The organism is Ensifer sp. ENS10 (assembly GCF_014852025.1).
Lineage (GTDB): Bacteria > Pseudomonadota > Alphaproteobacteria > Rhizobiales > Rhizobiaceae > Ensifer.
Genome location: NZ_JACVAS010000002.1, coordinates 194,594 through 221,444, shown reverse-complemented (window position 1 = coordinate 221,444; position 26,851 = coordinate 194,594). Strand labels below are relative to the sequence as shown.

Genomic DNA, 26,851 nt, shown 5'->3' with positions numbered 1-26,851 from the left:
CTTGCCATGCTACAATCGTTTGAAACGTTGACGTGCAACAAGGCCGGCCCGGAACGATGGTGATTCGGTCGCTTGCGGGCCGCGGGCGCCGTTGTGATTTTTAGGTCACAGGCGCGGCGTTCTTTTTAGCCGCCAATCGGCGGCTGCAACCGGCCCATGACCTTCCGCTGAAATAAAATCCATATGGATCAAATTTTTATCCCCCTTCGAACGTTATGGAATCGAGGCGTTTGCTGGGACGAGGAAGGAGATTCAAGGTCGATGTTCGCGGGCGCGTTTCCTTTTCATTCACCATCCTTTTCTATAACTTTCAGTGCACGAGGGCGTGGCGAGAATCTGGCTTCAGTCGAATTCGGCGACAACGCGATACGGGGACGTAGTTTCATATGAGAGTAATTAAGACGGCAGCGGTCGTGGCGCTCATGAGCGGCTGTGCGATCGCGACCATGGATGTGCGGCCGGCTTCGGCCTTCACATTTGGCGATTTCATCCGGGCGGGCCGGAAGAAGACCGAGGCTCAGCAGGTTCAGCCGAACCAGCCGCTGCCGGGCATGGGCACGATGGTCGACCCGCAGCAGGCGGCCAAGCCGCTGCCGAAGGTCACGGGCCCCAAATATTACACCTACAAGGCGGAGCCGCTGCGTCGCATCTCAACCGACAAGTTGCTCGACCCGGTCGTTACCGGCTCCGTGCGCAACGATGCGCTGCCGCCGATGCTGCGCACGCCGCTTGCCGACGCGCGGCAGTTCCTGCCGGATATCAACGTTCGCGCGTCCGGCGACGTCGCCAAGGCGGTCGAAGCCCATTACGGCGCCCGCATGGATTACATCTGGATCGGCGCCGAAGGCGTGAACGCCAAGGCAAAGGCGGCGGTCGCCGTCCTCGCCGATGCCGCCAAGGTCGGTCTCGACCCGCAGGACTATGCCGTCAACGTACCGGCAGACACTTTCGACCGCGGCGACATGATCGCGCGCGAAAAGGAACTGCTGCAGTTCGAAATCGCGCTGTCGGCGGCAACGCTGACCTATACGCAGGACACCGTGCGCGGCCGCATCGATCCGAACAAGATCTCCGGCTACCACGACTTCAAGCGCAAGACTGTCGAACTCGCCCCGCTTCTCGACAAGCTGTCTGCGAGCAACGACGTCGCCACGCTTCTCAACGACCAGAACCCGAAGAGCGCACAATTTGCGGCACTCTCCGTCGAACTGGAGAAGCTGAGGGCGGAAACGGGCGCTGAGCAGCGCGTCGAGATCGCGCCCGGCACGCTGCTTAAGCCGGGCCAGAGCAATCCCGAGCTCGCCAACATCATTGCCGGTATTCGCCTCAAGGGCTCGGAAGCGCTGAAGACCGAACATGCGGCGGTTCTTGCCGCTTACCAGGGAGCGCCGGAATACACGCCGGAACTGGTAACCGTGGTGGAGGCCTTCCAGAAGGAACACGGGCTGAAGGCTGATGGGGTCGTCGGCCAGGCGTCGGTGCGCATCCTGACGGGTGGCGACAGCGTGGCGAACAAGATCAACAAGCTCGAGATCGCCATGGAGCAGGCGCGCTGGCTGCCGGATGGCCTCGGCGGCCGCTACGTCTTCATCAACCAACCGGCCTTCACCGCGACCTATACCGACCAGGACGCCGAGCAGTTCTCGATGCGCGTGGTCGTCGGCTCGAAGACGAACCAGACCTATTTCTTCCAGGACGAGATCCAGACCGTCGAGGTCAATCCGTACTGGGGCGTGCCGCAGTCGATCATCGTCAACGAGATGCTGCCGAAGCTCCGCAGCGACCCGAACTATCTCGATCGCATGGGCTACCAGGTCGAGGTCGGCGGCCGGCCGGTTCCGTCGGCGTCGGTCAACTGGAACGGCTCAACCGCTTCGGTCGCAGTACGCCAGCCGCCGAGCAGCGACAATGCGCTCGGCGAGCTGAAAATCCTGTTCCCCAACGCGCATGCGATCTACATGCACGACACTCCGTCGAAGAGCTTCTTCAAGCGCGACAACCGGGCACTCAGCCACGGTTGCGTGCGGCTTGCCGATCCGCGCCTGATGGCGGCGGCCGTGCTCGGCACGAGCGTCGAGGACGTCGGCAAGGAGATTGCCGGCGGCGGCAACAAGGCGCTGCAGGTTCCGGTGAAGGTGCCGGTTTATGTCGCCTACTTCACGGCCTGGCCGAACAAGGATGGTGTCGTCGAGTATTTCGACGACGTCTATGAGCGCGACATGTACATGAACCGCGCCTTTGACGCGACGCGCGGCGCCCGCAGGGCCGAAGGATAGGACACAAGAATAAGAAAAGGCCGCTTCGAGCGGCCTTTTTTCTGTTCGATCATCGGGTCTCGAGCAGCGCCGAGACCAGTTCCGGTGTCAGCTCGTCGAAGTGGCTGATGATTTTCGTCGGTTCGAGACTTTCGACGGGAACGTCCGAGTAGCCGAAAGGAACCGCAATCGACGGCACCGCTGCATTGCGGGCGACGAGGAAGTCGTTGAGGCTGTCGCCGACCATCACCGAGCGTTCCGCCGAGCCGCCGGCATTGGTGACGGTTCTCAGGAGGTGCTCGGCGTTCGGCTTGCGCACTTCGAAAGTGTCGCCACCCGAAATCGCGGCGAAGCGTTCGATCAGCCCCAGGCGTTCGAGCAGGCGCGTTGCCAGCTTTTCCGGCTTGTTGGTGCAGACCGCCAGCTTGAAGCCGGCGCCGGAGAGCCGGTCGAGCGCGTCGATGAGGCCCGGATAGGGCAGCGAATCGCCGGGCATCGAGCCGTGGTAGAAATCGACGAACTCCTTGAGCTGCCATTCCAGGACGTCTTCAGCGAGCGGCTTTTGCCGGAGCGCGAAGGTGCGCTCGATCATGGCGCGTGCGCCGTGCCCGACAAGATGGGTCAGATCCGCATAGCCGACCGGTGCGATGCCGGCCTGGGTCACCGCATGGTTGAGGCTCGCGACCAGGTCCGGCGCGGTATCGACAAGCGTTCCATCGAGATCGAAGACGACTATGGGAGATGACACCGAAAAACCTCATGGCACCGGAAACGTTGCCGTTCGGGTAGGCGAAGTGACAGCAGAATGCAATGGGGAGTACATGTCCCAAGTCCTGCGGAATCCTTGGCGGCAATTTCATTTTGACTTTTGTTTGCGTCGCCGGGCGTGTAAGTGTCTCAGCGGAAAACGGGCCGGCCGTTCGCTGCTTGCAGCAAAGCCGTCCGTCGGAATTACAAGGGAGCGACTGGCGCATGGACGCCCGCGAAATGAAAATCAAAGCCGCGGCTGCGGCTCTGGAATATGTCGAAGACGGCATGCGCCTCGGCATCGGTACGGGCTCCACGGCTGAGGAATTTGTCCGGCTGCTGGCCGAGAAGGTCGCCTCCGGCTTCCGCATCGAAGGCGTTCCCACTTCGGAGCGCACGGCGCGGCTCTGCCTCGAACTCGGTGTGCCGTTGAAATCGCTCGATGAGCTGCCGGAACTGGACCTGACGATCGACGGCGCCGACGAGGTCGATGGCCGGCTGCGGCTGATCAAGGGCGGCGGCGGCGCGTTGCTGCGCGAAAAGATCGTCGCGAGCACGTCGAAGCGAATGATCGTGATCGCCGACGAATCGAAGGTGGTCGAGGTCCTCGGTGCCTTCAAGCTGCCGATCGAGGTCAATCCCTTCGGTCAGGTGGCAACGCGGATCGCGATCGAGAAAGTCGCTTCGCGGCTCGGCCTTTCCGGCGAAATCGCCGTGCGTCAATCGCACGACGGCGCCTTCAAGACCGACGGTGGACACCTCATTCTCGATGCATCTTTTGGCCGTATTCCTGATGCAGATGCGCTCGCGGGGGAGCTGAATGCCATTCCCGGCGTCGTCGAGCACGGGCTTTTCATCGATATCGCGTCGCTGGCAATCATTGCAGGGCCGGAGCAGGCACGCATTCTGACTGCGTCCTGAGCTGGCTCCCGACAGCCCGCAATGGGCTGGGAGCGGTAAAGACAACAGGTTTCCACACATGCGGGCCTGGCGGCGGAAATCGCCCGGGCAGCATGCGACAAACACAGGAGCAAGGGTAAAAATGAACAAACTCGCAGGTCTTGTCCGCACATTCGCTGCCACCGCGATTCTGCTTTCCGCATCGATTCCGGCGGTGCAGGCCCAGGACGTCTCCGAAGAGCAGATCAAGGCAGCGCGCGCGACGATCGCAGCGCTTGGCGTGACCAACAGCTTCGACAACATTCTGCCGAACCTTGCCGAGCGGCTGAAGAACACGCTGATCCAGTCATCGCCGAACCATCAGGAACTGATCACGGCAACCGTCGACGAGAAGGCACTTAGCCTTGCCGCGCGCCGTGCCGATCTCGAGAACGAAGCGGCGACGATCTACGCCAAGACCTTCTCGCTCGAAGAACTGAACGCGATCACCGAATTTTACGGCTCGTCCGCCGGCAAGAAGCTCCTGGATAACGGCCCGATCGCTTCGCGCGAACTGCTGAAGGCCGCCGACATCTGGGCCGCAGGCGTTTCCCGCGATCTGACCCAGGAAGCCACCAAGTCGCTCGACGAAAAGGTTGGCAGCACGCAGCCGGCTGCCGAGGGCGCCGTCCAGGCGCCGGCGCAATAACCGTCGCCGGCCACGGTTCATCACGTTTCGAGGAGCCCGGAGAGATCCGGGCTTTTCTTTTGGCCGGAGGCACCACTATATGTGCCTGCGGCGCGGCCTTCGGCTGGTCGCACCGGCTGCCGAACGCGAGATCGTTCGGCGCGCTTTCCATTTCGCCATTTCGGCCGCTGCTTTCAGGAGACTGTCCATGCCCGCTTTCGACTATGACCTCTTCGTAATCGGTGGCGGATCCGGCGGCGTCAGGAGCGGGCGCCTGGCAGCGAGCCTCGGCAAGAAGGTGGCGATTGCGGAGGAGTTTCGCTACGGCGGCACCTGCGTCATTCGCGGCTGCGTGCCGAAGAAGCTCTATGTCTACGCGTCGCAGTTTTCCGAACATTTCGAGGACGCAGCCGGTTTCGGCTGGTCGGTCGGCGAAAGCCGGTTCGACTGGCAGAAACTGGTCGCCGCCAAGGAACAGGAAATCACCCGGCTCGAAGGGCTCTACCAGAAGGGTCTGAACAATGCCGGCGCCGAAATCCTGCATACGCGCGCCGAGCTGGTCGGTCCCAATACGGTTCGCCTGCTCGACAGCGGCCGCACGGCGACGGCCGAGCGGATTGTGATCGCCGTCGGCGGTCATCCGACGCCGCATGACGCGCTGCCGGGACACGAGCACTGCATTTCCTCGAACGAGGCTTTCGATCTCGAGGAGCTGCCGAAGTCGATCCTGATTGCGGGCGGCGGCTACATCGCCGTCGAATTCGCCAACATCTTCCACGGCCTCGGCGTCGAGACGACGCTGATCTATCGCGGCAAGGAAATTCTGTCGCGCTTCGACCAAGACCTGCGCCGCGGGCTGCATGTGGCCATGGAAGAGAAGGGCATCCGTATCCTGTGCGAGGACCTTATCCAGTCGGTCGCCCTCGATGATGCTGGGAAGCGTGTCGCGCGCACGATGAAGCACGGCGACATCGCCGTCGATCAGGTGATGCTGGCGCTTGGCCGCGTGCCGAACACCACGGGCCTCGGCCTCGAAGCGGCTGGCGTCAAGACCGATGAGCGCGGCGCCATCATCGTCGATGCGTTCTCGCGCACCAGTGCGCCTGGCATCTATGCGCTTGGCGATGTCACCGACCGCGTGCAACTGACGCCGGTCGCGATCCACGAGGCCATGTGCTTCATCGAGACCGAGTACAAGAACAATCCGGTGTCGCCGGATCACGACCTGATCCCCACCGCCGTCTTCTCGCAGCCGGAGATCGGCACCGTCGGTCTGACGGAAGAAGAGGCGACGCGCCGCTTCGACGAGCTGGACGTTTATCGCGCCGAATTCCGGCCGATGAAGGCGACGCTTTCGGGCCGCAAGGAAAAGATGATCATGAAGCTGATCGTCAACGCTGCCGACCGCAAGGTGCTTGGTGCCCACATCCTCGGCCATGATGCGGGCGAGATGGCCCAGCTGCTCGGCATCTCGCTGAAGGCCGGCTGCACCAAGGACGATTTCGACCGGACGATGGCGGTGCACCCGACGGCGGCGGAAGAACTGGTGACGATGTATTCGCCGTCCTACCGCATCCGCAAGGGCGAGCGGGTCTGAGGCCCCGGCAGCCGGTGCCTTGCTTTGCAGGCGCCGGAGCCGATGAATTCTGGTAGGATGTCTTTCCAAGCCTTCGCTTAACGTCTATAAGCCCGCATCCGCGAAGTCACCGGCTTCGGGCGAGCTTGGCGCAATAATCTTGCGTTGGGGCAGGGCACGCGGACATGAGTGAAATTTCCGAATACCGGGCGGCCACCTTCGGCCGTCAGGGCGCGACCCGCGCGGATAGATCCGCGGCAGACAACAGGTGATCGAAATGGCACAAACTTGGACTCCAAACAGCTGGCGGCAGAAACCCATCCAGCAGGTGCCGGACTATCCGGACCTGGCAGCGCTTGAGGCGACCGAAGCGAGCCTCGCGAAGTATCCGCCGCTGGTGTTTGCAGGCGAAGCGCGCCGTCTGAAGAGTGCACTTGCCAATGTTGCCGAAGGCCGCGGCTTCCTGCTGCAGGGCGGCGATTGCGCTGAAAGTTTCGCCGAGCATGGCGCCGACACGATCCGCGACTTCTTCCGCGCATTCCTGCAGATGGCCGTCGTCTTGACCTTCGGCGCACAGCAGCCGGTGGTGAAAGTCGGCCGCATCGCCGGCCAATTCGCCAAGCCCCGCTCGTCCAACATCGAGAAGCAGGGCGACGTGACGCTGCCGTCCTACCGCGGCGACATCATCAACGGCATCGAGTTCACCGAGGAAGCGCGTATCCCGAACCCGGAACGCCAGATCATGGCCTACCGTCAGTCGGCTGCAACGCTGAACCTTCTGCGCGCCTTCGCCATGGGCGGCTATGCCAACCTCGACAACGTGCACCAGTGGATGCTCGGCTTCGTCAAGGATAGCCCGCAAGCAGAGCGCTACCGCAAGCTCGCCGACCGCATCTCCGAGACCATGGACTTCATGAAGGCGATCGGCATCACCTCGGAAAACCATCCGAGCCTGCGCGAGACCGATTTCTTCACGAGCCACGAGGCGCTGCTGCTCGGTTACGAGCAGGCGCTGACGCGTGTCGACTCGACCTCGGGCGACTGGTACGCCACCTCCGGCCACATGATCTGGATCGGCGACCGTACCCGCCAGCCCGACCATGCGCACATCGAATACTGCCGCGGTATCAAGAACCCGCTCGGTCTCAAGTGCGGCCCGTCGCTGACGGCCGATGGTCTCCTGGAGCTGATCGATCTTCTGAACCCGGCCAACGAAGCCGGCCGCCTGACGCTGATCTGCCGCTTCGGCCATGACAAGGTGGCGGAGCATCTGCCGCGCCTCATCCGTGCGGTCGAGCGCGAAGGCAAGAAGGTCGTCTGGTCCTGCGATCCGATGCACGGCAACACGATCACGCTCAACAACTACAAGACCCGCCCGTTCGAGCGGATCCTGTCGGAAGTCGAGAGCTTCTTCCAGATTCACCGGGCAGAGGGCACGCATCCGGGCGGCATCCATATCGAGATGACCGGCAACGACGTGACGGAATGCACCGGCGGTGCGCGCGCGCTTTCCGGCGACGATCTTGCCGACCGCTACCACACCCATTGCGATCCGCGCCTCAATGCGGACCAGGCGCTGGAACTCGCGTTCCTGCTGGCCGAGCGCATGAAGGGCGGCCGCGACGAGAAGAAGATGGTCGTCAACGGCTGATCTAATCCCCTGGCATCGTTCAGGGTTTCTGAACGTCGCTTGGGAGTTTTGAATTTGACAATGCCGGGCCCGCTCTGGAAGCTGGTCCGGCATTTTCGTGTCTGGAGCAGGAAGCGGCGCGCGCAATCGTGCCGCCTTATCCACCGCATGACAGGGTGATGCATCACGATTTCGCTTTGGGGGAACAATGCCGGACGTTCACAAGGGAAGCTGTCTTTGCGGGGCAGTGCGCTTTGCCGCACAGGGCGAGCTGCGCGAGCTGATCTACTGCCATTGCAGCCAATGCCGGAAGCAGACCGGGCTCTACTACGCCGCGACGAATGTCCGGAACGACGGCCTTGAGGTCGAGGGAATGGAGCATGTCACTTGGTATCGGGCAAGCGACAGCGCCAGCCGTGGCTTTTGCCGGATCTGCGGCTCGGCCCTGTTCTGGAAGGGCGACGGGCAGGATTACATCTCGATCATGGCTGGGGCCTTCGAGAAGCCGACCGTGCTGAAGGGTGGCTATCACATCTTCTGCGAAGACCAGGGCGACTTCTACGAAATCACCGACGACTTGCCGAAATATGCGGCCGGACGCAGCTGAGCGATCACTCCGGCATGCTTTTTGCCTGCCGAACCGCCTGCTCATAGCCATTGGCAAGGCCGGCCATCTTGACCGATTGCCACTGACAATATTCGTCGAGCAGGCGTTCGCCTAGCCAGAACAGCCCGCGCTGGCCTTCGCCGGCGCGGCCGATGAGGCCCGCATCCTGGGCGCGGGTGAAAATGCGCCTGATATGCGTGTTGGAGATCATGTAGTGCGTGGCGAGTTCCGAGAGGCTCGCTTCGAGCCAGACTTTGCCGTCGACCGGATCGAGGCTTTGCGGCCGCGACATGAGATCGTCGAGCAGCAGGCCGCCGCATTCGGTCCAGACGAAGGCGGCCACAGCTTCCGGCGGCTCGTTCCACCGCCGGTCGGCGAGCAGCAGGCGGGTGGCGATCGGTTGGGCGCGCTCAAAGATCGTCCGATCGGCTTCGACGCGCTGAAGGCGGCCCTTGCCGTCGAAACGGTCGAGCGTGCCCATCTGGCTCATGAACCAGCGCAACATCGCCCCTTCGCTGATTTCGGTCGGCTCCAGGGGCCGCACTTTCTTTCTGGCACGACCGCCATTAGTATCGCGCAGCAGCTTGTAGGTCAGCAGTTCGGCAATGAAGGCGGCAGCGGTATTGCGGCTGGCGCCGCCCATCTCATGCATGAACTTTAGCAGGCGCGCGGTGGTGATACCCGTCTCCGGATTCGCTGGATCGCGCTCGAGGTGAAGTGTGTAGACGGCTTGGCTCAGCGTCCATTTCTGATGGGAGGCGACGAGGCGGGCAACTCGAGGGAAGACATCAAACACCGACATCAGATCGCGGGCGCTCGCCTGAAGGATCGCCCGGAAGTTCGGATGATTGCGAAAATCTTCTGCGGTGAAGGCAAGCGCACCAACTGGCGCAACGCCCTCATGCTCTGCCACGACACGCATTTGCTGCGCACACCCCCCGAAGCTTGCGCGGCGTGCCGGATGCTTGAATTTCAAGATGCCCGGTCGCCAGCCGCCACTCAGCCTAACCCCTTTTAGTAGGAGTAGCTTGCCCATAACGTGCGAACAACCGATTTTGTTCAAACGGGGCACCTGACGTTCAGCCGTCAGGCGCCCCGTTCGATTGCTGGATCTCGATCATTGCACCAGCACAGGCGGCTGGCACTTGACGCCGGTGACGCGTACATCGGCCTCGCCGACCCGGACGCCGACGAGCAGGAGCAGGTTGTAGAGGAGATCATCGACCGGCTTGGTGACGGAACCCAAGGTCTGGGCCAGGGCTTGCTGGACGATCGTCGGGCTGCCGAGCGTGAGGAACAGAACCTGGATGTTGACGTCGAGGTTGTTGAGCAGCGTTTGGGTCGTGGAGGTGAGAATATCCTTCGTGGAGACGCTCTTGATCGATCGAGCCGCAATCTCGGATGGGCTGAAGCTCAGGCGCGAGACCTTGAGGTTCTGTGCTTCGACATGAGCGAGCGCATCGATCTTGACGACGAGGGCATCGACGAGGCGGGCCCTTTGCACGCGGGCATCCGACGAGAAGTTCGAGAGCACTGCCGGGTCGACGTCGCCGATCGCGATCTCGGCAATGCCCGGCACCGCGTCGACGCTGACCGCCGCGTTTTCCGGAGTACCGCCGTAGCAGCGGATGTCGGCAAGTTTCGCCTCGGCATAGGCAAGTTCGACGTAGATCGGCAGTCTGATGCGGATGCCGGCAAGGGCCGCAAGGCCATCGACGTTGACTTCGACGGCGAGGCGGGTCTGGGCGGTGCGCACGGCCGCCCCCGGGGTTCCGAGGCGGTGGCTGGGCGTCTGGACCGGCGGCTCGCCGATCGCGAGCTTGACCTTGGCAGAAGCGATGCCGGGAAGCCCGGTCACGGCGTTGAGCGCGATCTGGTGTTCGCCATTGGCAATTGCGGCGGCCGCGGAGACGATCTGCAGCGCGCTGATCTTCATCGCCCAATCGGAACCGGCATCGATCTGCAGGCTCTTTTTCGGATCGAGGTTGAGGATCTGGGCCAGTGTGACGGTCTTCTTGTTGTTTGCGGTCGAAAGCTCGATGCTCTTCAGCGCGGCTGTCACTGTGCCTGAAAGACCCTGGACGAGCCGCATCGAGGAGAGCAACTGCGGCATGGTCAGATTGGCCTTCAGCACGTCCTCATAGGAGGCGGCGGTCAGGTTCAGCTTTGTCGCGACGATCTTCAGGAACGGCTGGACGTCGATGTCGGCGTCGATGAGAGCCTGATAATCCATCACCTTGAGGGAGATGGTCGTGCCGAGCATTTGCCCGAGGATCGAATTCAACAATCCGTCGTTCAGGCTGGCGAGACGCGAGCCGACAGAGAAGGCGGCAATCTTGGAGCTGGCGGCCGTGCCGATGACGCTTAAATCCGGCGGCGCGCTGAACATGGAGGCAAGGAAGATCTGGCCTTTCTTTTCCAGCAGAACCTGAACGGCATCGGTCGGCGTTGCGTCCTTGATGAAGCGCTGTCCGGCCTCGACGGACGGGTCGGGGATATAGCGGCCGCGCGCCAGCGTGGCCACGCCATCCACCTTGCCCGTGCCGACATCGCTCAGCGGCAGCACCTTGCCATCGACCGTCATCAGCCCGGTCGGCGTGGCCACGGCGTAGTTGAGGCCATTGTTGGAGAAATGGTTGAGCACGGCCTTCTCGGCCGACGTGATATTGGCGGCCGCTGCGATCGCGGCAAGGTCGACCGCCGACTGCATCTCACGTTTCTGCACGGTGAGATAGCCGTAGTCGATGCCGAGCCCCATTGAGGCGATGACCAGTGGCATGACCAGTGCGGCAGAGATGCCGATATTGGCGTCTTGTGATCGGAGCAGCGTGCGCAGTCGCGTTGATTTCCACGCCATGTCAGACCCCTCCCACGCGTATGGTTGCAAAGCGCTCGATCTGGCTGCTCGGCATCGCGAACGTGAAAAGGTTAAAAATCGGGAGGTCGGCGGCGTCGTATTTGATCCGAACGGTGAACTGGTTGGCGTTGCTGGCGTCGTCTTTGACGGTCACGGTCATACGCGAGGATTTGATGAAGGCCTGATCCATCGTGGTGCGGCGGATGTAGTCGGTCGCGAGGCGTTCACGCTCGCCTTGGGATAGTCCAGCGATGGCTGTGCGCGCGGCATCGGCGGCGATCTGCTGTATGGAATGCGCTGTGCTGAGATAGACGCCGTAGGCGATCAAGGTCAGCACGCAAAGGAAGAAGAGCGGCGCTATGATTGCGAATTCGATTGCAGCGGCGCCGTCTCGGCCGCCGAAAAGGCGCTTGAAGTTGGACATTGCAGCATCTCCGCGTACCCACGTTGCTGTATTTTTTTTCGAATGTCCCTGCACCCATAAGATGGTCCTCAAATATTAATTTTTTCATACTCCAATAAGTTGCCGATGGCAGCGAAGCGGGGGTGTGGGCGCCCGCGCTACGCCGCGGCACCGCGGGATCTGATCCTGCGTGTCGTGGGTGTTCGGTCAGTCCTGCCCGGGTGCTGGACGGTAGTGCTCGAGCTGGCGGTTGAGCGTTGCGAGGTCGGCACGCAGTTCCGAAATCTCACGCAGCAACACGTCGTCGACCTTGTGATGCAGGGCGATCAGTTCGACTTCCGACTTGAGATTGACCTCGTAGTCCTTGGACGCTGCGAAGCGGTCGCGTTCGGCCTGACGGTTCTGCGACATCATGATGATTGGGGCCTGCAGTGCGGCAAGCATGGAAAGCACGAGGTTGAGAAAGATGTAGGGGTAGGGGTCGAACGCTCCGGTCACCAACAGCACCGAGTTCACGATGACCCAGCAGACGAGAAAACTGCAGAAGGTGACGATGAAGCTCCAGGAGCCGCCAACGCGGGCAATGTTGTCGGCGAGCCTGTCGCCTAAGGTTTGCTCGGCAGCGAAGGCCGCATTGGTATCGGTGGTCAGCGTGCGCCGCTCGCGGGCGTAGGCGAGGATGCGGCGCTCGATCTCGCCGAGTTCGCTGAGCGGCTTGCCGAAGAACTGGTGCGAGATGTTGTTGAAATGCGGCATGGCGATCTCCGGGGTTGACCGGAGAAAATCTAGAGCATTTCCAGCAAATGTGCGTGGCGGTTTTGCGTCGCGGAAAAATCTGGCCGACCGAGAGCATGAAGAGCCGGACCGGGTGTGGCCGGTCCGGCGCTCGTGGTTCAGTGGGTCTCGGCCGCGCTTGCGAAGAGGTCGGCGTGGGACTTGAAGAACCGGTCGGTCGAGAAGCGGTCTCCAAACATCATGTCGTGCTGCAGGAAGCGATAGTCACGCAAGAGAGCCGGCACCTTCGGCTGGCGCGACCACTCGGCGACTTCCTTGCCGTTCCTGCGGATCAGCATGTAGCGGTCGACGACCCGGTATTGGTCATGAACCTTGCCGAGGAACCCGGTGTAATAGGGGTGCTCGTAGCCGGACTGCTTGAGGATCTGGTAGGAGAGGAAGGCCGGGCTGATCGTGCCGACGTTCTTTCTCGGGCCTGTTTTGTTCGACCAGACGACGAGCGGCGTTTCGTGCTGCGCCTTCATCTGGTCCTTCGAGCCCTTGCGCTCCGCCGTGACGCCCTTCATGAAGCCGGTGCTGGTATAGACCGTGTTGAGCGGCGGCAGGTGGTCGCCGAACAGCACGATGATCGTTTCGCGATCGCGCTTCTTTGCCCAGTCCATCAGCTTCTTCAGGCTCTCGTCGGCTTCCTTGATGCCTTGAGCATAGGTTTCCAGCACCTGCCGGTCGCTTTCGGGCAGGTTGCCTTCGACCTTGATGGTGTTCTTGGCATAGCGGTTTGCCTCATAGGGGCCATGGCCCTGCAGTGTCACCGCAAAGAAGAAGAACGGATCGTCCATGGCGTCGGCCTGGCGGATGATCTCATGCGTCAGCGACTCGTCCGAGGCAAAGATGCCGCGCTTCTGCATCGGCGGCATGTTCTCTTCCGACTTGAAGGTGTCGAAACCGAAGGCCTTGTAGACGGCGGTACGGTTCCAGAACCAGCTCTGGAAGGGATGGATGGCGCGCGAGACATAGCCTTCGCCACGGAAGAAGGTAGCGAGCGACGGGATCGGGTTGCGGATGTACTGCTGGTACGGAATGCTGCCATAGGGCAGGAAGGCGTTGGAGAAGCCGGTCAGCGCCTCGAACTCGACATTGGCGGTCATGCCGCCGAATTCCGGCGAGAAGACGTTGCCCGACTGCATCTCGCGGATCGTCGGCATCGGATCGGGCGAGAGCTTGACGTTGGGCAGGCGGGTCGGATCCCAGAAGGATTCGCTCATCAGCACGATGACGTCGGGCTTGCCGCGGTGCGAGGTGCCAGCCGGAAGCGGCTTCACCGGAATGCGATCGATGGCGTCGGCCATGTAGCCAGCGGGCGCGCTGACATTGGCCATCGGCAGGTTGATGGCGAAGGCAAGCGCAAAGCCGTTGTGCTTATAGTTCTCGGTCTGGTCCCACATGATGGGGATGACCTTCAGGCGATCACGGATCCAGGAGAACTGGTTGTAATCCATGATGTGCCAGAAGGCGAAGAGCAGCGGCAGCGCAAAGGCCGCACGAGCGATGCGCTCGCGGCGCGTCAGCTTGGGGAAATTGCGCCAGGCGTAGCGCAGCAAGAGGCCGATGGCGGCAACGGCGGCGATGAGGCCGACGACGATGCCGACGGCGGTCCAGGGGCGGTCCTTCACCAGCACCGGCATCAATTCCATGATCTGGCGGCCGAACAGGAAATCGGTCGGATAAAGCGGATCGGACAGGAAGACCTGCTTCTGCTGGCAGACGACGGCGGGTATGATGGCGAGCGGCGCAATCACCACGGCCGACTTATGTTCGCGACCGAAAATGCCGTCGACGGCCAGCAGCATCAGGAAGAATGCACCGACAGTCGTCAGCGCCGGGCGCGTCGGGTCGAGCATATAGGCGAGCGTATCGGCCATCGACTGGCGCACGATCAGCTCGACGGCGAAGACGAGAGCGGCTGCGACAAAAAGGGAGAACAATGCGCTGCGGGTGGCCGCAAGCGTCTTGGCGTGCCGTGCGGTGAAGCCGGGTCTATCGACATAGACGCGCGAACCTCTCGCGACAGCGGAATCGATACTAGCCAACATGTTCTCCAGTTTCATAAATGTGTCGTGTAACTGTCATACGCCCGTCATTTTGAACAGGGGATGAATGGTTTCTTAACGGGGTTTGGGAACAGCTTTTCGTCGCGTGAGGGCGCTGCAACGGCCCTTCATAAGAACCGGGAAAGACAGAATTTTTCGGTTTTTTTCGCGGAGCGGCGATTGCCTGTGGGTATTTTCCGGCGGATTGCGCTAAAGAACATTGCGAAAGTCAGACGCAATCGCTCAGAACAGACCGACAGGCCCGCTCATGACCGCTCACAAGATCGCCCCCTCGCTCCTGCGCATCGCAATCGCCCAGCTCAATCCGACGGTGGGCGACATCGCCGGAAACCTGGCCAAGGCGCGTGAGGCGCGTGCCGATGCGGCGCGCCAGGGCGCCGATCTCCTGCTTTTGACGGAGCTGTTCATTTCCGGCTATCCGCCCGAAGATCTCGTGCTGAAGCCGGCATTCCTGAAGGCCTGCCTCCAGGCGGTCGAGAAGCTCGCGAGCGAAACGGCGGACGGCGGCCCGGGCGTCATCATCGGCTTCCCGCGCCAGGCCAAGACCGGCCGGCACAATTCGGTGGCCGTGCTTGACGATGGCAAGGTGATCGCGTTCCGCGACAAGGTCGATCTGCCGAACTATGGCGAGTTCGACGAGAAGCGCGTCTTCGACCAGGGCGAGATGCCGGGCCCGGTGAATTTCCGCGGCGTGCGCATCGGCATTCCGATCTGCGAGGACATCTGGGGCGATCTCGGCGTTTGCGAGACACTAGCGGAAAGCGGCGCGGAAATCCTGCTGTCGCCGAACGGTTCGCCCTATTTTCGTGGCAAGGTGGATGTGCGCCACCAGGTGGTCCTCAAGCAGGTGCTCGAGACCGGCCTGCCGATGATCTATGCCAACCAGCTCGGCGGCCAGGACGAACTGGTGTTCGACGGCGCAAGCTTCGCCTTCAACACCGACAAGTCTCTCGCCTTCCAGATGAGCCAGTTCGAAGAGGCGATTTCGATCGTCGAATGGAAGAAGGGCGAAAGCGGCTGGCATTGCGAAAGCGGGCTGCAGTCGCGCCTGCCGGAGCGCGAGGAGGCGGACTACCGCGCCTGCATGCTCGGCTTCCGTGACTATGTGAACAAAAACGGCTTCAAGAACGTCGTACTCGGCCTTTCCGGCGGTATCGATTCCGCGATCTGCGCGGCGCTGGCGGTCGATGCGCTCGGCGAGGAGCGGGTGCGCACCGTCATGCTGCCCTATCGCTACACCTCGCAGGAATCGCTGAAGGACGCCAAGGAATGTGCCGCAGCGCTCGGCTGCCGCTACGATATCGTGCCGATCTCCGAGCCGGTCGAAGGGTTCTTAAGCGCGCTCTCCGACATGTTCGAGGGGACCGAATCCGGCATCACCGAGGAGAACCTGCAGAGCCGTACCCGCGGCACCATCCTGATGGCGATCTCCAACAAGTTCGGCTCGATGGTGGTGACGACGGGCAACAAGTCGGAAATGTCGGTCGGCTATGCCACGCTCTATGGCGACATGAACGGCGGCTTCAATCCGATCAAGGATCTCTACAAGATGGAGGTCTATGCGATTTCGCGCTGGCGCAACACCACGGTTCCGCCGGGCGCGCTTGGCCCCTCTGGCGTCGTCATTCCCCCAAATATTATCGACAAAGCGCCTTCGGCTGAATTGCGTCCCAACCAGACGGACCAGGATTCGTTGCCGCCCTATCCGGTACTCGACGACATTCTCGAATGCCTGGTGGAAAAGGAAATGGGGACGGACGAGATCGTCGCCCGTGGCCATGACGAGGCGACGGTTCACCGGGTCGAACACCTGCTCTACATTGCCGAATACAAGCGGCGGCAATCGGCGCCGGGCGTCAAGATCACCAAGAAGAATTTCGGCCGCGACCGGCGGTACCCGATCACCAACCGCTTCCGCGATCGAGGGTAGCCGATGAGCGCGTTCGGCCAAGGGCGGGACGGCAAGGAAAGCTGTCCGGAGTTCACGGACGAGGAAATCCGGCTGATCCGGCTGTGGTCGCTGAGCGACGTTTCTGCTGGCCGGCAGCTCTCGGCGCAGATCGCCTATTTCGCGACGCCGGCGGTCTTCGGCATCTATGGTCTTGCAAGCGGCAGTAGCGCCATCGTCGGCGTGGCCTTCGTCTGCATCCTTCTGCTGTTGGCCTGGGGCGTCGTCTCGACCTGGCGAGACCAACGCAATTCCAATTTGATGCAGTCGATCTGCGCCAAGGTCTCGGCGACGCTGCCGAGAGGCGAAGAACGCAAATAGCTGCCTTGGTTGTGGCGGGAGAAAGGGATGCGCAGTTCCATAGAGACCTATGACATCGTTACCGGTGAAACGCGCGTCGTCTGGCAGACCGACAGGCTGGTCGAGGCGCCGAACTGGTCGCGGGACGGCACGCATCTGGTCATCAACGGCGATGGCCGGCTCTATCGCCTCGGCTTCGACGGTTCGGAGCCGGTGGAGATCGACACCGGCTTTGCCACGCTCTGCAACAACGATCACGGCATTTCGCCCGATGGCGGCACGATCGCGATCAGCGACAAGACCGAGTTCGGCAAGTCGGCGATCTATCTGCTGCCGGCTAGAGGCGGCACGCCGCGGCTCGTCACCCGCAATCTGCCGTCCTATTGGCACGGCTGGTCGCCGGATGGGGGAAGGGTGACCTATTGCGGCATCCGCGACCAAGTCTTCGACATCTATACGATTTCGGTTGATGGCGGCGAGGAGCAGCGGCTGACCCACGGGGAAGGGCGCAACGACGGACCCGACTGGTCGGCGGATGGCGAATGGATCTATTTCAACTCCAGCCGCACCGGACGCATGCAGATCTGGCGCATCCGCCCCGATGGCAGTGACGTCACGCGCATCACCGACAGCCCCTATGGCGACTGGTTTCCGCATCCGTCGCCGGATGGGAAGCATCTGCTGGTGCTCTCCTATGACGGTGATGTTTTCGATCATCCGAGGGATCTCGATGTCCGCCTGCGGCTGATGGATATGGACGGCGGCAACCCGCGCATCCTGTTCGAACTTTTCGGCGGGCAGGGAACCATCAACGTTCCCAACTGGTCGCCGTCAGGCGATCGCTTCGCCTTCGTTCGGTATCAGCCTGAAAGCTGAGCGCGCTCGACAAGTATAAGGGCAGCGTGCTAGCGATGACCTCGTTCGCAGGGCGCATCCGATCCGCGGGAAGGGCAAGGCCCACCTGTCTCACTGAACTTGGTTGCCACACCTCTTTTCAGTCTGTGGGCGCGGATACCGGACGTGAATGAAAGGAGGTCTTTCATGATCGCGCGCGATCTTCCCGCGAACCTTACCCTCGAAACGATCCGCAAGCAGGCCAAGGCTTTTCTGAAAGCCGTGAAGGCCGATGATGCCAGTGCAAGGCAGCGGGCGTTTCCCTATTTTGCCGATCCCGCTGCAATGGGGCTCCAGGATGCGCAACTGGTGCTCGCCCGCGAGTTCGGCTTTTCGAGCTGGACACGGCTGAAGCGGCATCTTGAGAAATCCGGGAGCAATGCACCTGCAACCGAGCAGCTTGCAAACCGCTTTCTGTCTCTGGCGACCGTCTCCTACTTCGGCGACATAGCCGCTGATCCCGAGCGGTTCACCCAGGCGCTTGCACTGCTGGAAGAACATCCCGATATCGCCGGCGACAGCATCCACGTTGCAGCCGCGCTCGGCGACGTAGAGGCAATTGACCGCTGGCTCGATCGCGATCCGAAACTCGTAGGCAAACGCGGCGGGCCGTATGACTGGGAGCCGTTGCTCTACGCTGCCTATGCCCGGGTTCCCGGCCATTCCTCTCTGCCCGCCGGCCGACGCCTGATCGAACGGGGTGCCAGTCCCGATGCGCATTGGCTTGACGACGGTCAGTACCGCTTCACGGCGCTGACGGGCGTCTTCGGCGAAGGCGAGGCCGGCCCCGAGCGGCAGCCGCAACATCCGGATTGCGTCGCTTTCGCGCGGCTGCTGCTCGATGCCGGTGCCAGGGCGAATGACAGCCAGGCGCTGTACAACCGGATGTTCGAGCCGGACAACACGTGCCTCAAGCTTTTGCTCGACTATGGCCTTGGCGCCAACGATCGGAACAATTGGCTGGTTCGCAACGATGGCGGTTTCGTTGAAAACGGCGAACGCGTTTTCGACTACCAGCTCGCCTGGGCGCTCGAAAAACGCATGGGCGAGCGCGTGCGCCTGCTGGTCGAGCATGGTGCCGACGTCAATCGTCCCATCAAGGGCCGGACGCCCTATCAATGGGCAGAGCTCGGCGGTGATGCGGCGCTGGCTGCGTTTCTCGTTTCGCGCGGGGCAACGGAGGCACCGCTGGACGATGTTGACCGGCTGGCCCGGGCTATCTCAGAAATGAAGGCCGATGCGGCGAGGGCGCTCGTTAATGCGGATCCGACGCTGATCACACGCGCGCAGACCGCGCATCCGGCGCTTCTGCACGAGGCGGCGGGTGACGACAGGCGCGCCGAAGCCACGCTCATGTTGTCGCTCGGCTTCGACGTCAACCGCATGACATCGCGCACGCCGCTGCACGAGGCGGCACTGCACGGCAATGTTGATATGGCGAAGCTGTTGCTCGATCACGGTGCCAATTCAACGGCCCGTGATCCCTACCACCATGCGCCGCCGATCGGCTGGGCCGAGTACAACGGCAAGGCCGAGATGGTGCGCTTCCTGAAGGAGCAGCCGCTGGATATCTTCGCGGCCGCGGCCTTCGGCATGGTCGAATGGGTTGCCGAAATCCTCGATCGGGAGCCAGAGTTGCTCGAAACGCCGTTCGGAAGGTTCCGGGGGCGCGGCCGTCCGGAACCGCAACAGGATTGGATGACGCCACTGGCGTTCGCCGTGGTCAACGGGCAGCCGGCCGCTGTGCGGCTGCTTCTCGATCGAGGCGCAAACGCCGGCATACGTGACGGTGTCGCGGGCCCCTCGATACGAGATCTGGCGCGTGACAAGGGCAATGAGGAGGTCATCGCATTGCTGCGCCCGGCAGCCGTTCCGAAATAGAACGCTCCGTCCAAATGGGGAGCGCTGACATTGGTTTGCGCTCCCTGTAATCCGCCTGCGACTGCTGATTGCTGGCGGATTCAGCCGGTTGAAATCGTTAAGTATTTCAACACCAGCTTATTTAAGCCAAACTTTGATTTTGATCGCTACGGTGCTGCCCAAGTTGGCCGCCGTGGCTGCGTATCGCGCTTGGAGAGGCGCGAGAATGCGCGCGACAGCCGGCCGGACGAGGGGGCGATCGCATCATGGACAAGACTTTGCGGCTGGCGAAGCGGAGCAGAACGGTTTGGGCGATCCATGCCGCCTGCACCCTGGTCGCGGTTCTGATCATCGCGAGCCTCATTTTCGTTCTGGATCGGTCCGTCGCCGAGGCGGATCGCTTCGGCCTTTCGGCGGAGCGCCGGCTGGTGGCAAACGAACTGCGCCACCAGATGGATGCCGTCGTTCAGTTTCAGGCGCAGCTTTCCTTCTGGGACAAGACCTACGAAGAACTGGCCAAGGGGCACGTCAGCGACGCATTCGTTGCGGACGAGCTGTCGGGCTGGCTGTGGGAAGACTACGGCTTCTCCTGGCTGATCATGACGGGCGTGGATCACAACACGTCGACTGTGTTGAAGGACGGTGTTGCCGTGCCGAGCGAGACGGCCCGTGTCCCGCTCGAAGAGGTCGATGACCTGCTCGACGAGGCCAAACGCCGCTACGATAACGTGCTCAGAAACAACCCCGGCTCCTACGTGCTCGATGTCGTGACGCCCGACCCGCAATCGCTGATGCCGTCCGTACCCGGGATCCACGCCGTGGACTTGCGCGAGATCGACGGGCGCATGAGCGTCGCCGTGGTGCAGGCGGTCATCCCGGAAACGCTGGCCGTTCCAGCGGAGCGCCGGGCGCCGGTGCTCATGGTTTCGGTGCGACCGGTGACGGCCAAGATGACGCGAGAGATCGCGACGCGTTTGGGCGTCCGGGGTCTTGCTTTCGTGCCATTGACCGAGCGGCCGAAGGGCAGCGTCTACACATCGGTCGGCCGCTGTTCTGACGCCTCCTGTCTGGTGGCGGCTTGGATGCCGCAATCGCCTGGCGGGTTCGTGCGCGCCGAGTTGCTGCCGAGCGTCATCGTGATGGCAATCGTCGCAGCGCTGCTGATGGCGTTCGTTGCCTTCCGCTTCTCGACGCTCTTTGCCGCCTTGCAGCAGAGCGAGGCACTCAACCGGCACCTCGCCAAGCACGATCGGCTGACGGGGCTGCTGAATCGCAGCGGCTTCGACGACATGCTGGCGGCGGCGCTGTTGAAGGCAAAGACGCACCCGTTCACGCTCGTCTATGCCGACCTCGACGCGTTCAAGGCGGTCAACGACCGCTATGGTCATGCGGCCGGCGACGCTGTTCTTGTCGCTATGGCCGAGCGTTTCCGAAACCGCGCCGGACCCAAGGGTACTGTGGCACGGCTCGGCGGCGACGAGTTCGCAATCATCCTCGGCGATTGCAGCGAGGCCGAAGCCCGTGGGCTTGCGGCCGGTCTTGTCGCCGATGCGCAGACACCAGTTGGGTTCAACGGCCAGCTGCTGGTCGTCGGCGGCAGCGCCGGCATCGCCTTCGCGCCGCGCCATGGTTTGACCGCGCGTGCCTTGCTGCTGGCGGCAGATGAGGCGCTCTATCTTGCCAAGCGACGTGGCCGCAACCGCGTCGAGACCGCTGACGATACGGTGCTGCCGGGTGAAACCACCGGCGAGCAGCCAACCGCCGGGCCAAGCGGCCTGGGCGATTTTTCTACTCCGGTACGTTATAGGGCGTGATGACCACCACGGCCGAAAGCTGAGGGCCGACTGCGGCGGACGGCACGCGGCCGTAAAGCATGATGGTGCGGAAGGCCGTGCGCGCGTCGGTCTTCAGGTCGTGATGCAGGACGAAATGAATGCGCCGCGCGCGCAGCAGCGCCAGATTGTCATCGTCGAGATCATGGGCGATGTAGAGCGCGCAGTTGCGGTTGAGGCGATCGAAGGCTGCCAGCACCGAGCGGTTGCCGCCGCCGATCGAATAGGCGGCATTGATGTCGGGGTTGGCGGCGAGCGCTGCGTCCGCCAGCGCGCCGGTTTCGCTATCGCGACCATGCCCCTCGCTGATCTCGACGATCCTGATTGTCGGATAGTGCTGACGCAGCACTCGGCGGAAGCCGATCTCCCGCTCTTCCTCGCCGCGGAAGCGGCCGCTGGATAGCGTCACGAGGACCGTGGCCGCGGCACCTGCAAAGCGTTCGCCAATCAGATAGGCAGCCGTTTCTCCGGCCGCCCGGTTGTCGGCGCCCGCATAGGCGGTGCGCTGGGAGTTGGGAAGGTCGGTCACCAGCGTCACGACGGGAATACCGCCTGTCTCGAAGCGTGCGACGGCGCCGACGATCTCGGGCACATCCGGCGCCTTCAATACCAGCCCGTCGGTTCCGCGCAGGCGGATGCGGTCGAGCAGTTGCGCGATGTCCTGCGGGCGCATGGTCTCGGCGAAGTGAAAACGGCAGCGAAAGATCGTCGGCGCCAGCGTGATGGCCTCGCTTTCGAAGGCTCGCCGGACCGCATCGGTAAAGCGCTCCGGCGCCTCCATGACGATATCGATCGCGAACTTGCGGCCCTGAATGTCGAGCCCCGCCTGCTGCTTCTCCAGCTCCTCGATGGCCGCGCGAACCCTGGCGATGGTCTGGCGGCGAACGCCCGGGCGCTCGTTGAGCACGCGATCGACCGTCGCGGTACTGAGGCCGGCCTGAAAGGCAATGTCCTTGACCAGAAACGGATGGGCCATCGCCGCTGCTCTCCTGATGGATTTTTGATGGATTCTTGCTCTATATCATGTTTTGCCGCCGCCTATAGTCGTGTCCATCAAGATGTTCCGGAGGAGGAAACGGGATGAAGACCGACAACAGTGCGAGGCAGCGGATCGAGCGTGTCTGGCTCACCGAAGCGGCCTGCGATATCGAAGCGTTCCGCGCGGAAGTCGAGCGTCGGACCAACCTGGCCGACTATCCCTATGCTTCAAGCTGCGACCAGAACGTATTGATCTACAATAGCGTCGAGCTGATTGCCGCCTGCGGCAATGCAGAAACGCGGCGGGCGGTGCTTGCCGAAATCTGTGAGGCGCTGGCGACCGGCCCCGGTGTGGCGGTCTTCAAGCGCGCCTTTGCCGACACCGCCGCGGTGGATGTCGCGAGCACCGTCTTCGACGAGATCATCGAGGAGCAGCATCGCAGCAACAGCGGCGGCGGCGACCACTTCGCCAAGCCTGGCGCCAATGATCGCATCTGGAACTCGCTGGAAAAGCACTGCCTGAAGGCGCCGGCGAATTTTGCCGCCTACTACGGCAATGCCATCATTGCGCTTGTCAGCGAAGCCTGGCTTGGGCCGAATTACCAGATGACGGCGCAGGTGAACCGCGTCAATCCGGGCGGCGCGGCACAATCGGCGCACCGGGACTACCATCTCGGCTTCCAGACCGCCGCGGTGATCGAGCAGTACCCTCTCCATGTTCACAAGCTTTCGCCGGTGCTGACCCTGCAAGGGGCGGTCGCCCATTGCGACATGCCGCTTGAAAGCGGGCCGACCCTGTTTTTGCCCTATAGCCAGACCTATGTGCCGGGTTATCTGGCGCTCAATCGGCCGGAGTTCCGGGCCTATTTCGACGAGCATCATGTCCAGCTTCCGCTCGAGAAGGGCGATGTGGTCTTCTTCAATCCGGCGCTCTTCCACGCCGCCGGCAACAACCGCTCCACCGACATCCGCCGCGTGGCGAACCTGCTGCAGGTGTCCTCGGCCTTTGGCCGGGCGATGGAAACGGTCGATCGGCTGACGATGAGCGCGACGCTCTATCCGGCCTTGAAGGCGTTGCTGGCGAAGGGCAAGCTGACCGAAGCGGAAGCGGCCAATGCCATCGCGTCCTGCGCCGAGGGCTATTCCTTCCCAACCAATCTCGACCGCGATCCGCCGCTTGGCGGGCTGGCGCCGAAGACCCAGGCGCAGTTGATGCGCGAGGCACTGGCCGCAGGAACGAGCGAGCAGGATTTTCAGTCGGCACTCGACGCGCAGGCGAAGCGCAAGCTGAGCTGACGGGTCAGTCTCACAATTGACAGGCTCCCGGTGCGTTTCGCTCGGGAGCCGTAGCTGTTTCACACGATCATCTGCGAGGGAGGAACTCGATGAACGGACAGATGCAAGGCAAGATCGCCATCGTCACCGGCGGCACGCAAGGGCTGGGCGCAACGATCGCCGGTCTATTCGCCGAACGCGGTGCGGCGGGTATCGTCATTTGTGGACGCAATACCGCCAAGGGAAAGGCGAAGGCCGAAGAAATCGGCAAGGCAAGCGGCGCGAAAGTGGTCTATGTCGAGGCCGATCTTGAAAAGGTGGACGACGCGCGCAAGGTCGTTGCCGCCTGCGATGCGGAATTCGGTCGGGTCGATGCGCTGGTCAATGCCGCCGCCATCACCGATCGCGGCACGATCCTGGACACGACACCGGAACTCTTCGACCGGATGTTCGCCATCAATGTGCGGGCGCCGTTCTTCCTGATGCAGGAGACGGTGAAGGTGATGCGGCGCGAGCGAACGGAAGGCACCATCGTCAATATCGGCTCGATGTCGGCAATGGCCGGGCAGCCCTTCATTGCGGCCTATTGCTCGTCGAAAGGCGCTCTGGAGACGCTGACCAAGAACACTGCCTATGCGCTTCTGCGCAACCGCATCCGCGTCAACGGCCTGAATATCGGCTGGATGGCTTCCGAAGGCGAGGACCGCATCCAGCGCGAATTTCACGGCGCTGCCGCGGATTGGCTCGAAAAGGCGGCCGCCAGCCAACCCTTCGGCAGGCTCGTCGATCCGGCCGAGGTGGCGCGAGCCTGCGCCTACCTGTCTTCGGCGGAATCCGGGCTGATGACCGGATCGGTGATCTGCTTCGACCAATCGGTCTGGGGCGGCTATGACGGTTCGCCCCATCCGGTGGCGCCGCTCTAGATCACGAAGATTTTGGGTCGGATCGATCCAAAATCATAAACGTGATCGGTCCTTAGAAGTTAGAGCGGAATGCGGGCGGAAAACTGCGTGCACTTTTCCTCATCCCGCTCTGACGGGCGCTTGTCTTTCGCTGGTGGCTGTGCCCTTATGACGCCGTCAGGTGCCCGCGCAAGCGGGAGAATCGGGAATCCGGTGTCATTCCGGAACGTGCCCAACGCTGTGACGGGGACGGTCGCCTCTACAAGTGCCTTGAATTGATTCAAGGTTTTGCCACTGGATCTTAAATCGATCTGGGAAGGTGAGGCGACCGGTTGAACCGAAGTCAGAAGACCGGCCTGGCGAGATAGACCGAACCCCGCGCGGACGGCGGGAGGTTTTCGCATTGTTGGGGATCGAACGATGCTGACTGAACCGAAGGGCGGCCTTGCGGCTGCCGGTGCCTTCTCGCTGGATGAGCGGGAGGCTGTCTACCGCGCTATCGAAACACGCCGCGACGTGCGCGACGAATTCTTGGCAGAGCCTCTTCCCGACGATCTGGTGAAACGCCTGCTTACGGCGGCGCACAGTGCACCGTCGGTTGGCTTCATGCAGCCCTGGAATTTCGTACTGGTGCGGGGGGCAGAAACGCGCGAGCGCGTCTGGCAGGCGTTTCGCCGCGCCAATGATGAGGCGGCGCTGATGTTCGAGGCAGAGCAGCAGACCAAATACCGCTCGCTGAAACTCGAAGGCATTCGCAAGGCACCGCTCAGCATTTGCGTCACCTGTGACCGCACGCGCGGCGGCGCCGTCGTTCTCGGCCGCACGCACAATCCGCAGATGGATGTCTATTCGACGGTTTGCGCCGTGCAAAACCTGTGGCTTGCGGCCCGCGCCGAAGGAGTTGGCGTCGGCTGGGTCAGCATCTTTCACGAGGCCGAGATCAAGGCGATCCTCGGCATTCCCGATCATATCGAGATCGTCGCCTGGCTCTGCCTCGGTTATGTCGATCGCCTTTACCAGCAGCCCGAACTGGCGGTGAAGGGATGGCGGCAACGCCTGCCGCTGGAAGAGCTGGTGTTTGAGGAAGGCTGGGGGAACTGCGGCGAGAGTTCCTAAAACCCGTCTCGCAAAAGTGCGCAGCGGTTTTGCGATAACGACGTGCGAAGTATCAAAAACTTAAAGTGCAATGAGCGAATCTAAAAGATCGCGACGGGCTTTAAGGCGGCGCCAGGATCAGTTCTGGACCGGTTGATAGGCCGGTCCCTTCGGGTGCTTCAGGTCGATCGAGGTTTCTTCCTGCGGCAGGAAGGTCGGGCCGACGACGCGCACCTTGCTCTTGGACGGGTCGTAGGGCCGCTCCTCGGCCGGCGCCTTGGCGGTCGTGGTGTCCGCCGGTTTCTTGGTTTCGATCACGACGATGGACGACTGATCGTCGCCGATCTTGGTGCCGGTCGTCTTCGGCGAGGTTGCGGCAGTCTGCGGTATCTGGCAGCCGCACATGCCAGGCTTGCTGATGCCGCGGGTGCGATAGGCAAACGCATTGGGCATTTCGGTATAGGGTAGCCCGGTCACGGCCGAGACCATCTGTTCGCTCTCTTCCGTGTTGATATCGTGGAAGTAGAGTTCCGTTTCGGCGCCAGGGCAGCGCGCCCGGCAGGCCTGTTCGTCACGCGGGAAGTCGGCCGGCGTCGCATCCGAGGAGATCGGGAAGAAGGCGCCGTCGCAGGTGCGCACGCACATGGTCCTGAGCGTTCCGCGGTAATAGCCATCCTGCGGCGCATAACTGTCTTCGTTATGCCCGAGCATCGGCCCGTAGGCGTCCTCAGGTGGCAGGTCGGCAATGATGTTGCGGTGCGTTTCGGGCTCTTCGGGCTCGACGCTGGCGAACTCCTCGCTGTCGCTGTAGCAGCCGTTGATTTCAAGCGCGGCAAGGATGCGGCGGCGGCTGTCTTCGCTGCCGCCGGCGACGATCTGCTCGCGCTCCGACTTCAGCATGCGCAGATTGTCTTCCATCTCGGCGATGAGGCTGTCGAGCTCCCCGCAGCTGTCGGGGTCGCCGCCATCGAAGGTGACGACGCTGCCGCCACCGCAGCCCGCGCGGCGGCGGTCGTTCTTCGCCCGGCGCAGCTCGATATTCTGTCGTGAGATGGCGCTGGCATAGTCCCGGGCATCCGCAGTGGTGGCGACCATGTCGGGCAGTTGCGCAAGCCGGGTATTCAGCCGGTCGCACACGGTCGATGCCAGCGAAGGATCGGCACCGACCAGGGCCAGCGGCACAAGCACCACAGCGACGTGTTTCAAGCGCGGGAACACGGGCGAAGTCTCTTCCTGATGCCGCATGATGCCGGCCTTCTGATATGGGCGGCTGCCAGCG

Annotated in this window: 22 protein-coding genes and 1 riboswitch; of the genes, 14 read left to right on the top strand and 8 right to left on the bottom strand. The window is 62.5% G+C overall.

The window, feature by feature from the left end:
• Positions 1–386 precede the first annotated feature (386 nt).
• Complete coding sequence (locus tag IB265_RS07990; RefSeq protein ID WP_058324069.1) at positions 387–2,276, top strand: murein L,D-transpeptidase; 1,890 nt, start codon at positions 387–389, stop codon at positions 2,274–2,276.
• A gap of 49 nt (positions 2,277–2,325) precedes the next feature.
• Here the strand turns inward: IB265_RS07990 and IB265_RS07985 are convergent, their stop codons facing one another.
• On the bottom strand, positions 2,326–3,003 hold the full coding sequence (locus IB265_RS07985; RefSeq protein ID WP_192494738.1) for an HAD family hydrolase: 678 nt from the start codon (positions 3,001–3,003) through the stop codon (positions 2,326–2,328).
• Between the two features lie 224 nt (positions 3,004–3,227).
• On the opposite strand from IB265_RS07985, the gene rpiA reads away from it, so the two are divergent.
• From rpiA to IB265_RS07960, 5 genes are all read left to right on the top strand, one after another.
• Positions 3,228–3,923, top strand: coding sequence for a ribose-5-phosphate isomerase RpiA (rpiA, locus tag IB265_RS07980; protein ID WP_057248861.1), 696 nt, complete (start codon positions 3,228–3,230; stop codon positions 3,921–3,923).
• Positions 3,924–4,044: 121 nt separating this feature from the next.
• Complete coding sequence (locus IB265_RS07975) at positions 4,045–4,590, top strand: DUF2059 domain-containing protein (protein WP_058328291.1); 546 nt, start codon at positions 4,045–4,047, stop codon at positions 4,588–4,590.
• A 187-nt stretch (positions 4,591–4,777) separates the two neighbouring features.
• The gene (gene gor, locus IB265_RS07970) at positions 4,778–6,166 is read left to right on the top strand and encodes a glutathione-disulfide reductase (RefSeq protein ID WP_112996241.1); all 1,389 of its coding nucleotides are present in this window, start codon (positions 4,778–4,780) and stop codon (positions 6,164–6,166) included.
• Positions 6,167–6,422: 256 nt separating this feature from the next.
• Positions 6,423–7,796 (top strand): class II 3-deoxy-7-phosphoheptulonate synthase, encoded by a 1,374-nt coding sequence (locus tag IB265_RS07965; RefSeq protein WP_057248967.1) that lies wholly within the window; start codon positions 6,423–6,425, stop codon positions 7,794–7,796.
• A 187-nt stretch (positions 7,797–7,983) separates the two neighbouring features.
• The gene (locus IB265_RS07960) at positions 7,984–8,382 is read left to right on the top strand and encodes a GFA family protein (protein WP_057248864.1); all 399 of its coding nucleotides are present in this window, start codon (positions 7,984–7,986) and stop codon (positions 8,380–8,382) included.
• Positions 8,383–8,386: 4 nt separating this feature from the next.
• Here IB265_RS07960 and IB265_RS07955 read toward each other — a convergent pair whose 3' ends face one another.
• The 5 genes from IB265_RS07955 to IB265_RS07935 all read right to left on the bottom strand — a co-directional run bounded on the left by IB265_RS07955 (position 8,387) and on the right by IB265_RS07935 (position 14,467).
• Positions 8,387–9,304, bottom strand: coding sequence for a hypothetical protein (locus tag IB265_RS07955; RefSeq protein ID WP_192494737.1), 918 nt, complete (start codon positions 9,302–9,304; stop codon positions 8,387–8,389).
• Between the two features lie 195 nt (positions 9,305–9,499).
• Positions 9,500–11,239, bottom strand: a complete 1,740-nt coding sequence (locus tag IB265_RS07950; RefSeq protein WP_192494736.1) for a pilus assembly protein TadG-related protein — start codon at positions 11,237–11,239, stop codon at positions 9,500–9,502.
• 1 nt (position 11,240) lies between these two features.
• The gene (locus IB265_RS07945; RefSeq protein ID WP_058324072.1) at positions 11,241–11,663 is read right to left on the bottom strand and encodes a TadE/TadG family type IV pilus assembly protein; all 423 of its coding nucleotides are present in this window, start codon (positions 11,661–11,663) and stop codon (positions 11,241–11,243) included.
• Positions 11,664–11,849: 186 nt separating this feature from the next.
• A complete protein-coding gene (locus tag IB265_RS07940) occupies positions 11,850–12,398 on the bottom strand; it encodes a DUF1003 domain-containing protein (protein WP_057248868.1) in 549 nt (182 codons plus the stop codon).
• Positions 12,399–12,535: 137 nt separating this feature from the next.
• Positions 12,536–14,467 (bottom strand): LTA synthase family protein, encoded by a 1,932-nt coding sequence (locus IB265_RS07935; protein WP_082615755.1) that lies wholly within the window; start codon positions 14,465–14,467, stop codon positions 12,536–12,538.
• Between the two features lie 268 nt (positions 14,468–14,735).
• Between IB265_RS07935 and IB265_RS07930 the strand changes: the two genes are divergently transcribed.
• The 5 genes from IB265_RS07930 to IB265_RS07910 all read left to right on the top strand — a co-directional run bounded on the left by IB265_RS07930 (position 14,736) and on the right by IB265_RS07910 (position 21,304).
• On the top strand, positions 14,736–16,418 hold the full coding sequence (locus IB265_RS07930; protein ID WP_113737257.1) for an NAD+ synthase: 1,683 nt from the start codon (positions 14,736–14,738) through the stop codon (positions 16,416–16,418).
• 3 nt (positions 16,419–16,421) lie between these two features.
• Positions 16,422–16,757: a hypothetical protein gene (locus IB265_RS07925; RefSeq protein WP_113737256.1), complete on the top strand. Its 336-nt coding sequence runs from the start codon at positions 16,422–16,424 to the stop codon at positions 16,755–16,757.
• A gap of 27 nt (positions 16,758–16,784) precedes the next feature.
• Positions 16,785–17,612: a TolB family protein gene (locus IB265_RS07920; RefSeq protein WP_192494735.1), complete on the top strand. Its 828-nt coding sequence runs from the start codon at positions 16,785–16,787 to the stop codon at positions 17,610–17,612.
• A 165-nt stretch (positions 17,613–17,777) separates the two neighbouring features.
• Positions 17,778–19,511, top strand: a complete 1,734-nt coding sequence (locus IB265_RS07915) for an ankyrin repeat domain-containing protein (RefSeq protein ID WP_192494734.1) — start codon at positions 17,778–17,780, stop codon at positions 19,509–19,511.
• 245 nt (positions 19,512–19,756) lie between these two features.
• The gene (locus IB265_RS07910) at positions 19,757–21,304 is read left to right on the top strand and encodes a GGDEF domain-containing protein (protein ID WP_192494733.1); all 1,548 of its coding nucleotides are present in this window, start codon (positions 19,757–19,759) and stop codon (positions 21,302–21,304) included.
• On the opposite strand, the gene IB265_RS07905 is transcribed toward IB265_RS07910, so the two are convergent.
• Positions 21,279–22,298 carry a LacI family DNA-binding transcriptional regulator gene (locus IB265_RS07905; RefSeq protein ID WP_112996088.1) on the bottom strand — a complete coding sequence of 340 codons (1,020 nt, stop codon included), beginning with the start codon at positions 22,296–22,298 and terminating at the stop codon, positions 21,279–21,281. The two genes, IB265_RS07910 and IB265_RS07905, sit on opposite strands and share 26 nt — an antisense overlap.
• Before the next feature lie 104 nt (positions 22,299–22,402).
• Here IB265_RS07905 and IB265_RS07900 point away from each other — a divergent pair, with 104 nt between their 5' ends.
• The 3 genes from IB265_RS07900 to bluB all read left to right on the top strand — a co-directional run bounded on the left by IB265_RS07900 (position 22,403) and on the right by bluB (position 25,593).
• Positions 22,403–23,596 carry a phytanoyl-CoA dioxygenase family protein gene (locus IB265_RS07900; RefSeq protein WP_112996091.1) on the top strand — a complete coding sequence of 398 codons (1,194 nt, stop codon included), beginning with the start codon at positions 22,403–22,405 and terminating at the stop codon, positions 23,594–23,596.
• Between the two features lie 89 nt (positions 23,597–23,685).
• On the top strand, positions 23,686–24,498 hold the full coding sequence (locus tag IB265_RS07895; protein WP_192494732.1) for an SDR family oxidoreductase: 813 nt from the start codon (positions 23,686–23,688) through the stop codon (positions 24,496–24,498).
• 141 nt (positions 24,499–24,639) lie between these two features.
• Positions 24,640–24,852, top strand: a riboswitch (cobalamin riboswitch).
• Positions 24,853–24,897: 45 nt separating this feature from the next.
• Positions 24,898–25,593, top strand: coding sequence for a 5,6-dimethylbenzimidazole synthase (gene bluB, locus IB265_RS07890; RefSeq protein WP_112996095.1), 696 nt, complete (start codon positions 24,898–24,900; stop codon positions 25,591–25,593).
• A gap of 117 nt (positions 25,594–25,710) precedes the next feature.
• Here bluB and IB265_RS07885 read toward each other — a convergent pair whose 3' ends face one another.
• On the bottom strand, positions 25,711–26,817 hold the full coding sequence (locus tag IB265_RS07885; protein ID WP_192494731.1) for a DUF2865 domain-containing protein: 1,107 nt from the start codon (positions 26,815–26,817) through the stop codon (positions 25,711–25,713).
• Between the last annotated feature and the right edge of the window lie 34 nt (positions 26,818–26,851).

What these genes read in the sequence shown, in the direction of transcription:
- IB265_RS07990 (WP_058324069.1), top strand. Translation starts at nt 387, where the DNA reads ATGAGAGTAATTAAGACGGCAGCGGTCGTGGCGCTCATGAGCGGCTGT.
- IB265_RS07885 (WP_192494731.1), bottom strand. Translation starts at nt 26,817, where the DNA reads ATGCGGCATCAGGAAGAGACTTCGCCCGTGTTCCCGCGCTTGAAACAC.
- IB265_RS07895 (WP_192494732.1), top strand. Translation starts at nt 23,686, where the DNA reads ATGAACGGACAGATGCAAGGCAAGATCGCCATCGTCACCGGCGGCACG.
- IB265_RS07925 (WP_113737256.1), top strand. Translation starts at nt 16,422, where the DNA reads ATGAGCGCGTTCGGCCAAGGGCGGGACGGCAAGGAAAGCTGTCCGGAG.
- rpiA (WP_057248861.1), top strand. Translation starts at nt 3,228, where the DNA reads ATGGACGCCCGCGAAATGAAAATCAAAGCCGCGGCTGCGGCTCTGGAA.
- IB265_RS07945 (WP_058324072.1), bottom strand. Translation starts at nt 11,663, where the DNA reads ATGTCCAACTTCAAGCGCCTTTTCGGCGGCCGAGACGGCGCCGCTGCA.
- IB265_RS07905 (WP_112996088.1), bottom strand. Translation starts at nt 22,298, where the DNA reads ATGGCCCATCCGTTTCTGGTCAAGGACATTGCCTTTCAGGCCGGCCTC.
- IB265_RS07975 (WP_058328291.1), top strand. Translation starts at nt 4,045, where the DNA reads ATGAACAAACTCGCAGGTCTTGTCCGCACATTCGCTGCCACCGCGATT.
- IB265_RS07955 (WP_192494737.1), bottom strand. Translation starts at nt 9,304, where the DNA reads ATGCGTGTCGTGGCAGAGCATGAGGGCGTTGCGCCAGTTGGTGCGCTT.
- IB265_RS07915 (WP_192494734.1), top strand. Translation starts at nt 17,778, where the DNA reads ATGATCGCGCGCGATCTTCCCGCGAACCTTACCCTCGAAACGATCCGC.
- gor (WP_112996241.1), top strand. Translation starts at nt 4,778, where the DNA reads ATGCCCGCTTTCGACTATGACCTCTTCGTAATCGGTGGCGGATCCGGC.
- IB265_RS07920 (WP_192494735.1), top strand. Translation starts at nt 16,785, where the DNA reads ATGCGCAGTTCCATAGAGACCTATGACATCGTTACCGGTGAAACGCGC.
- IB265_RS07950 (WP_192494736.1), bottom strand. Translation starts at nt 11,239, where the DNA reads ATGGCGTGGAAATCAACGCGACTGCGCACGCTGCTCCGATCACAAGAC.
- IB265_RS07940 (WP_057248868.1), bottom strand. Translation starts at nt 12,398, where the DNA reads ATGCCGCATTTCAACAACATCTCGCACCAGTTCTTCGGCAAGCCGCTC.
- IB265_RS07965 (WP_057248967.1), top strand. Translation starts at nt 6,423, where the DNA reads ATGGCACAAACTTGGACTCCAAACAGCTGGCGGCAGAAACCCATCCAG.
- IB265_RS07900 (WP_112996091.1), top strand. Translation starts at nt 22,403, where the DNA reads ATGAAGACCGACAACAGTGCGAGGCAGCGGATCGAGCGTGTCTGGCTC.
- IB265_RS07910 (WP_192494733.1), top strand. Translation starts at nt 19,757, where the DNA reads ATGGACAAGACTTTGCGGCTGGCGAAGCGGAGCAGAACGGTTTGGGCG.
- IB265_RS07930 (WP_113737257.1), top strand. Translation starts at nt 14,736, where the DNA reads ATGACCGCTCACAAGATCGCCCCCTCGCTCCTGCGCATCGCAATCGCC.
- IB265_RS07960 (WP_057248864.1), top strand. Translation starts at nt 7,984, where the DNA reads ATGCCGGACGTTCACAAGGGAAGCTGTCTTTGCGGGGCAGTGCGCTTT.
- bluB (WP_112996095.1), top strand. Translation starts at nt 24,898, where the DNA reads ATGCTGACTGAACCGAAGGGCGGCCTTGCGGCTGCCGGTGCCTTCTCG.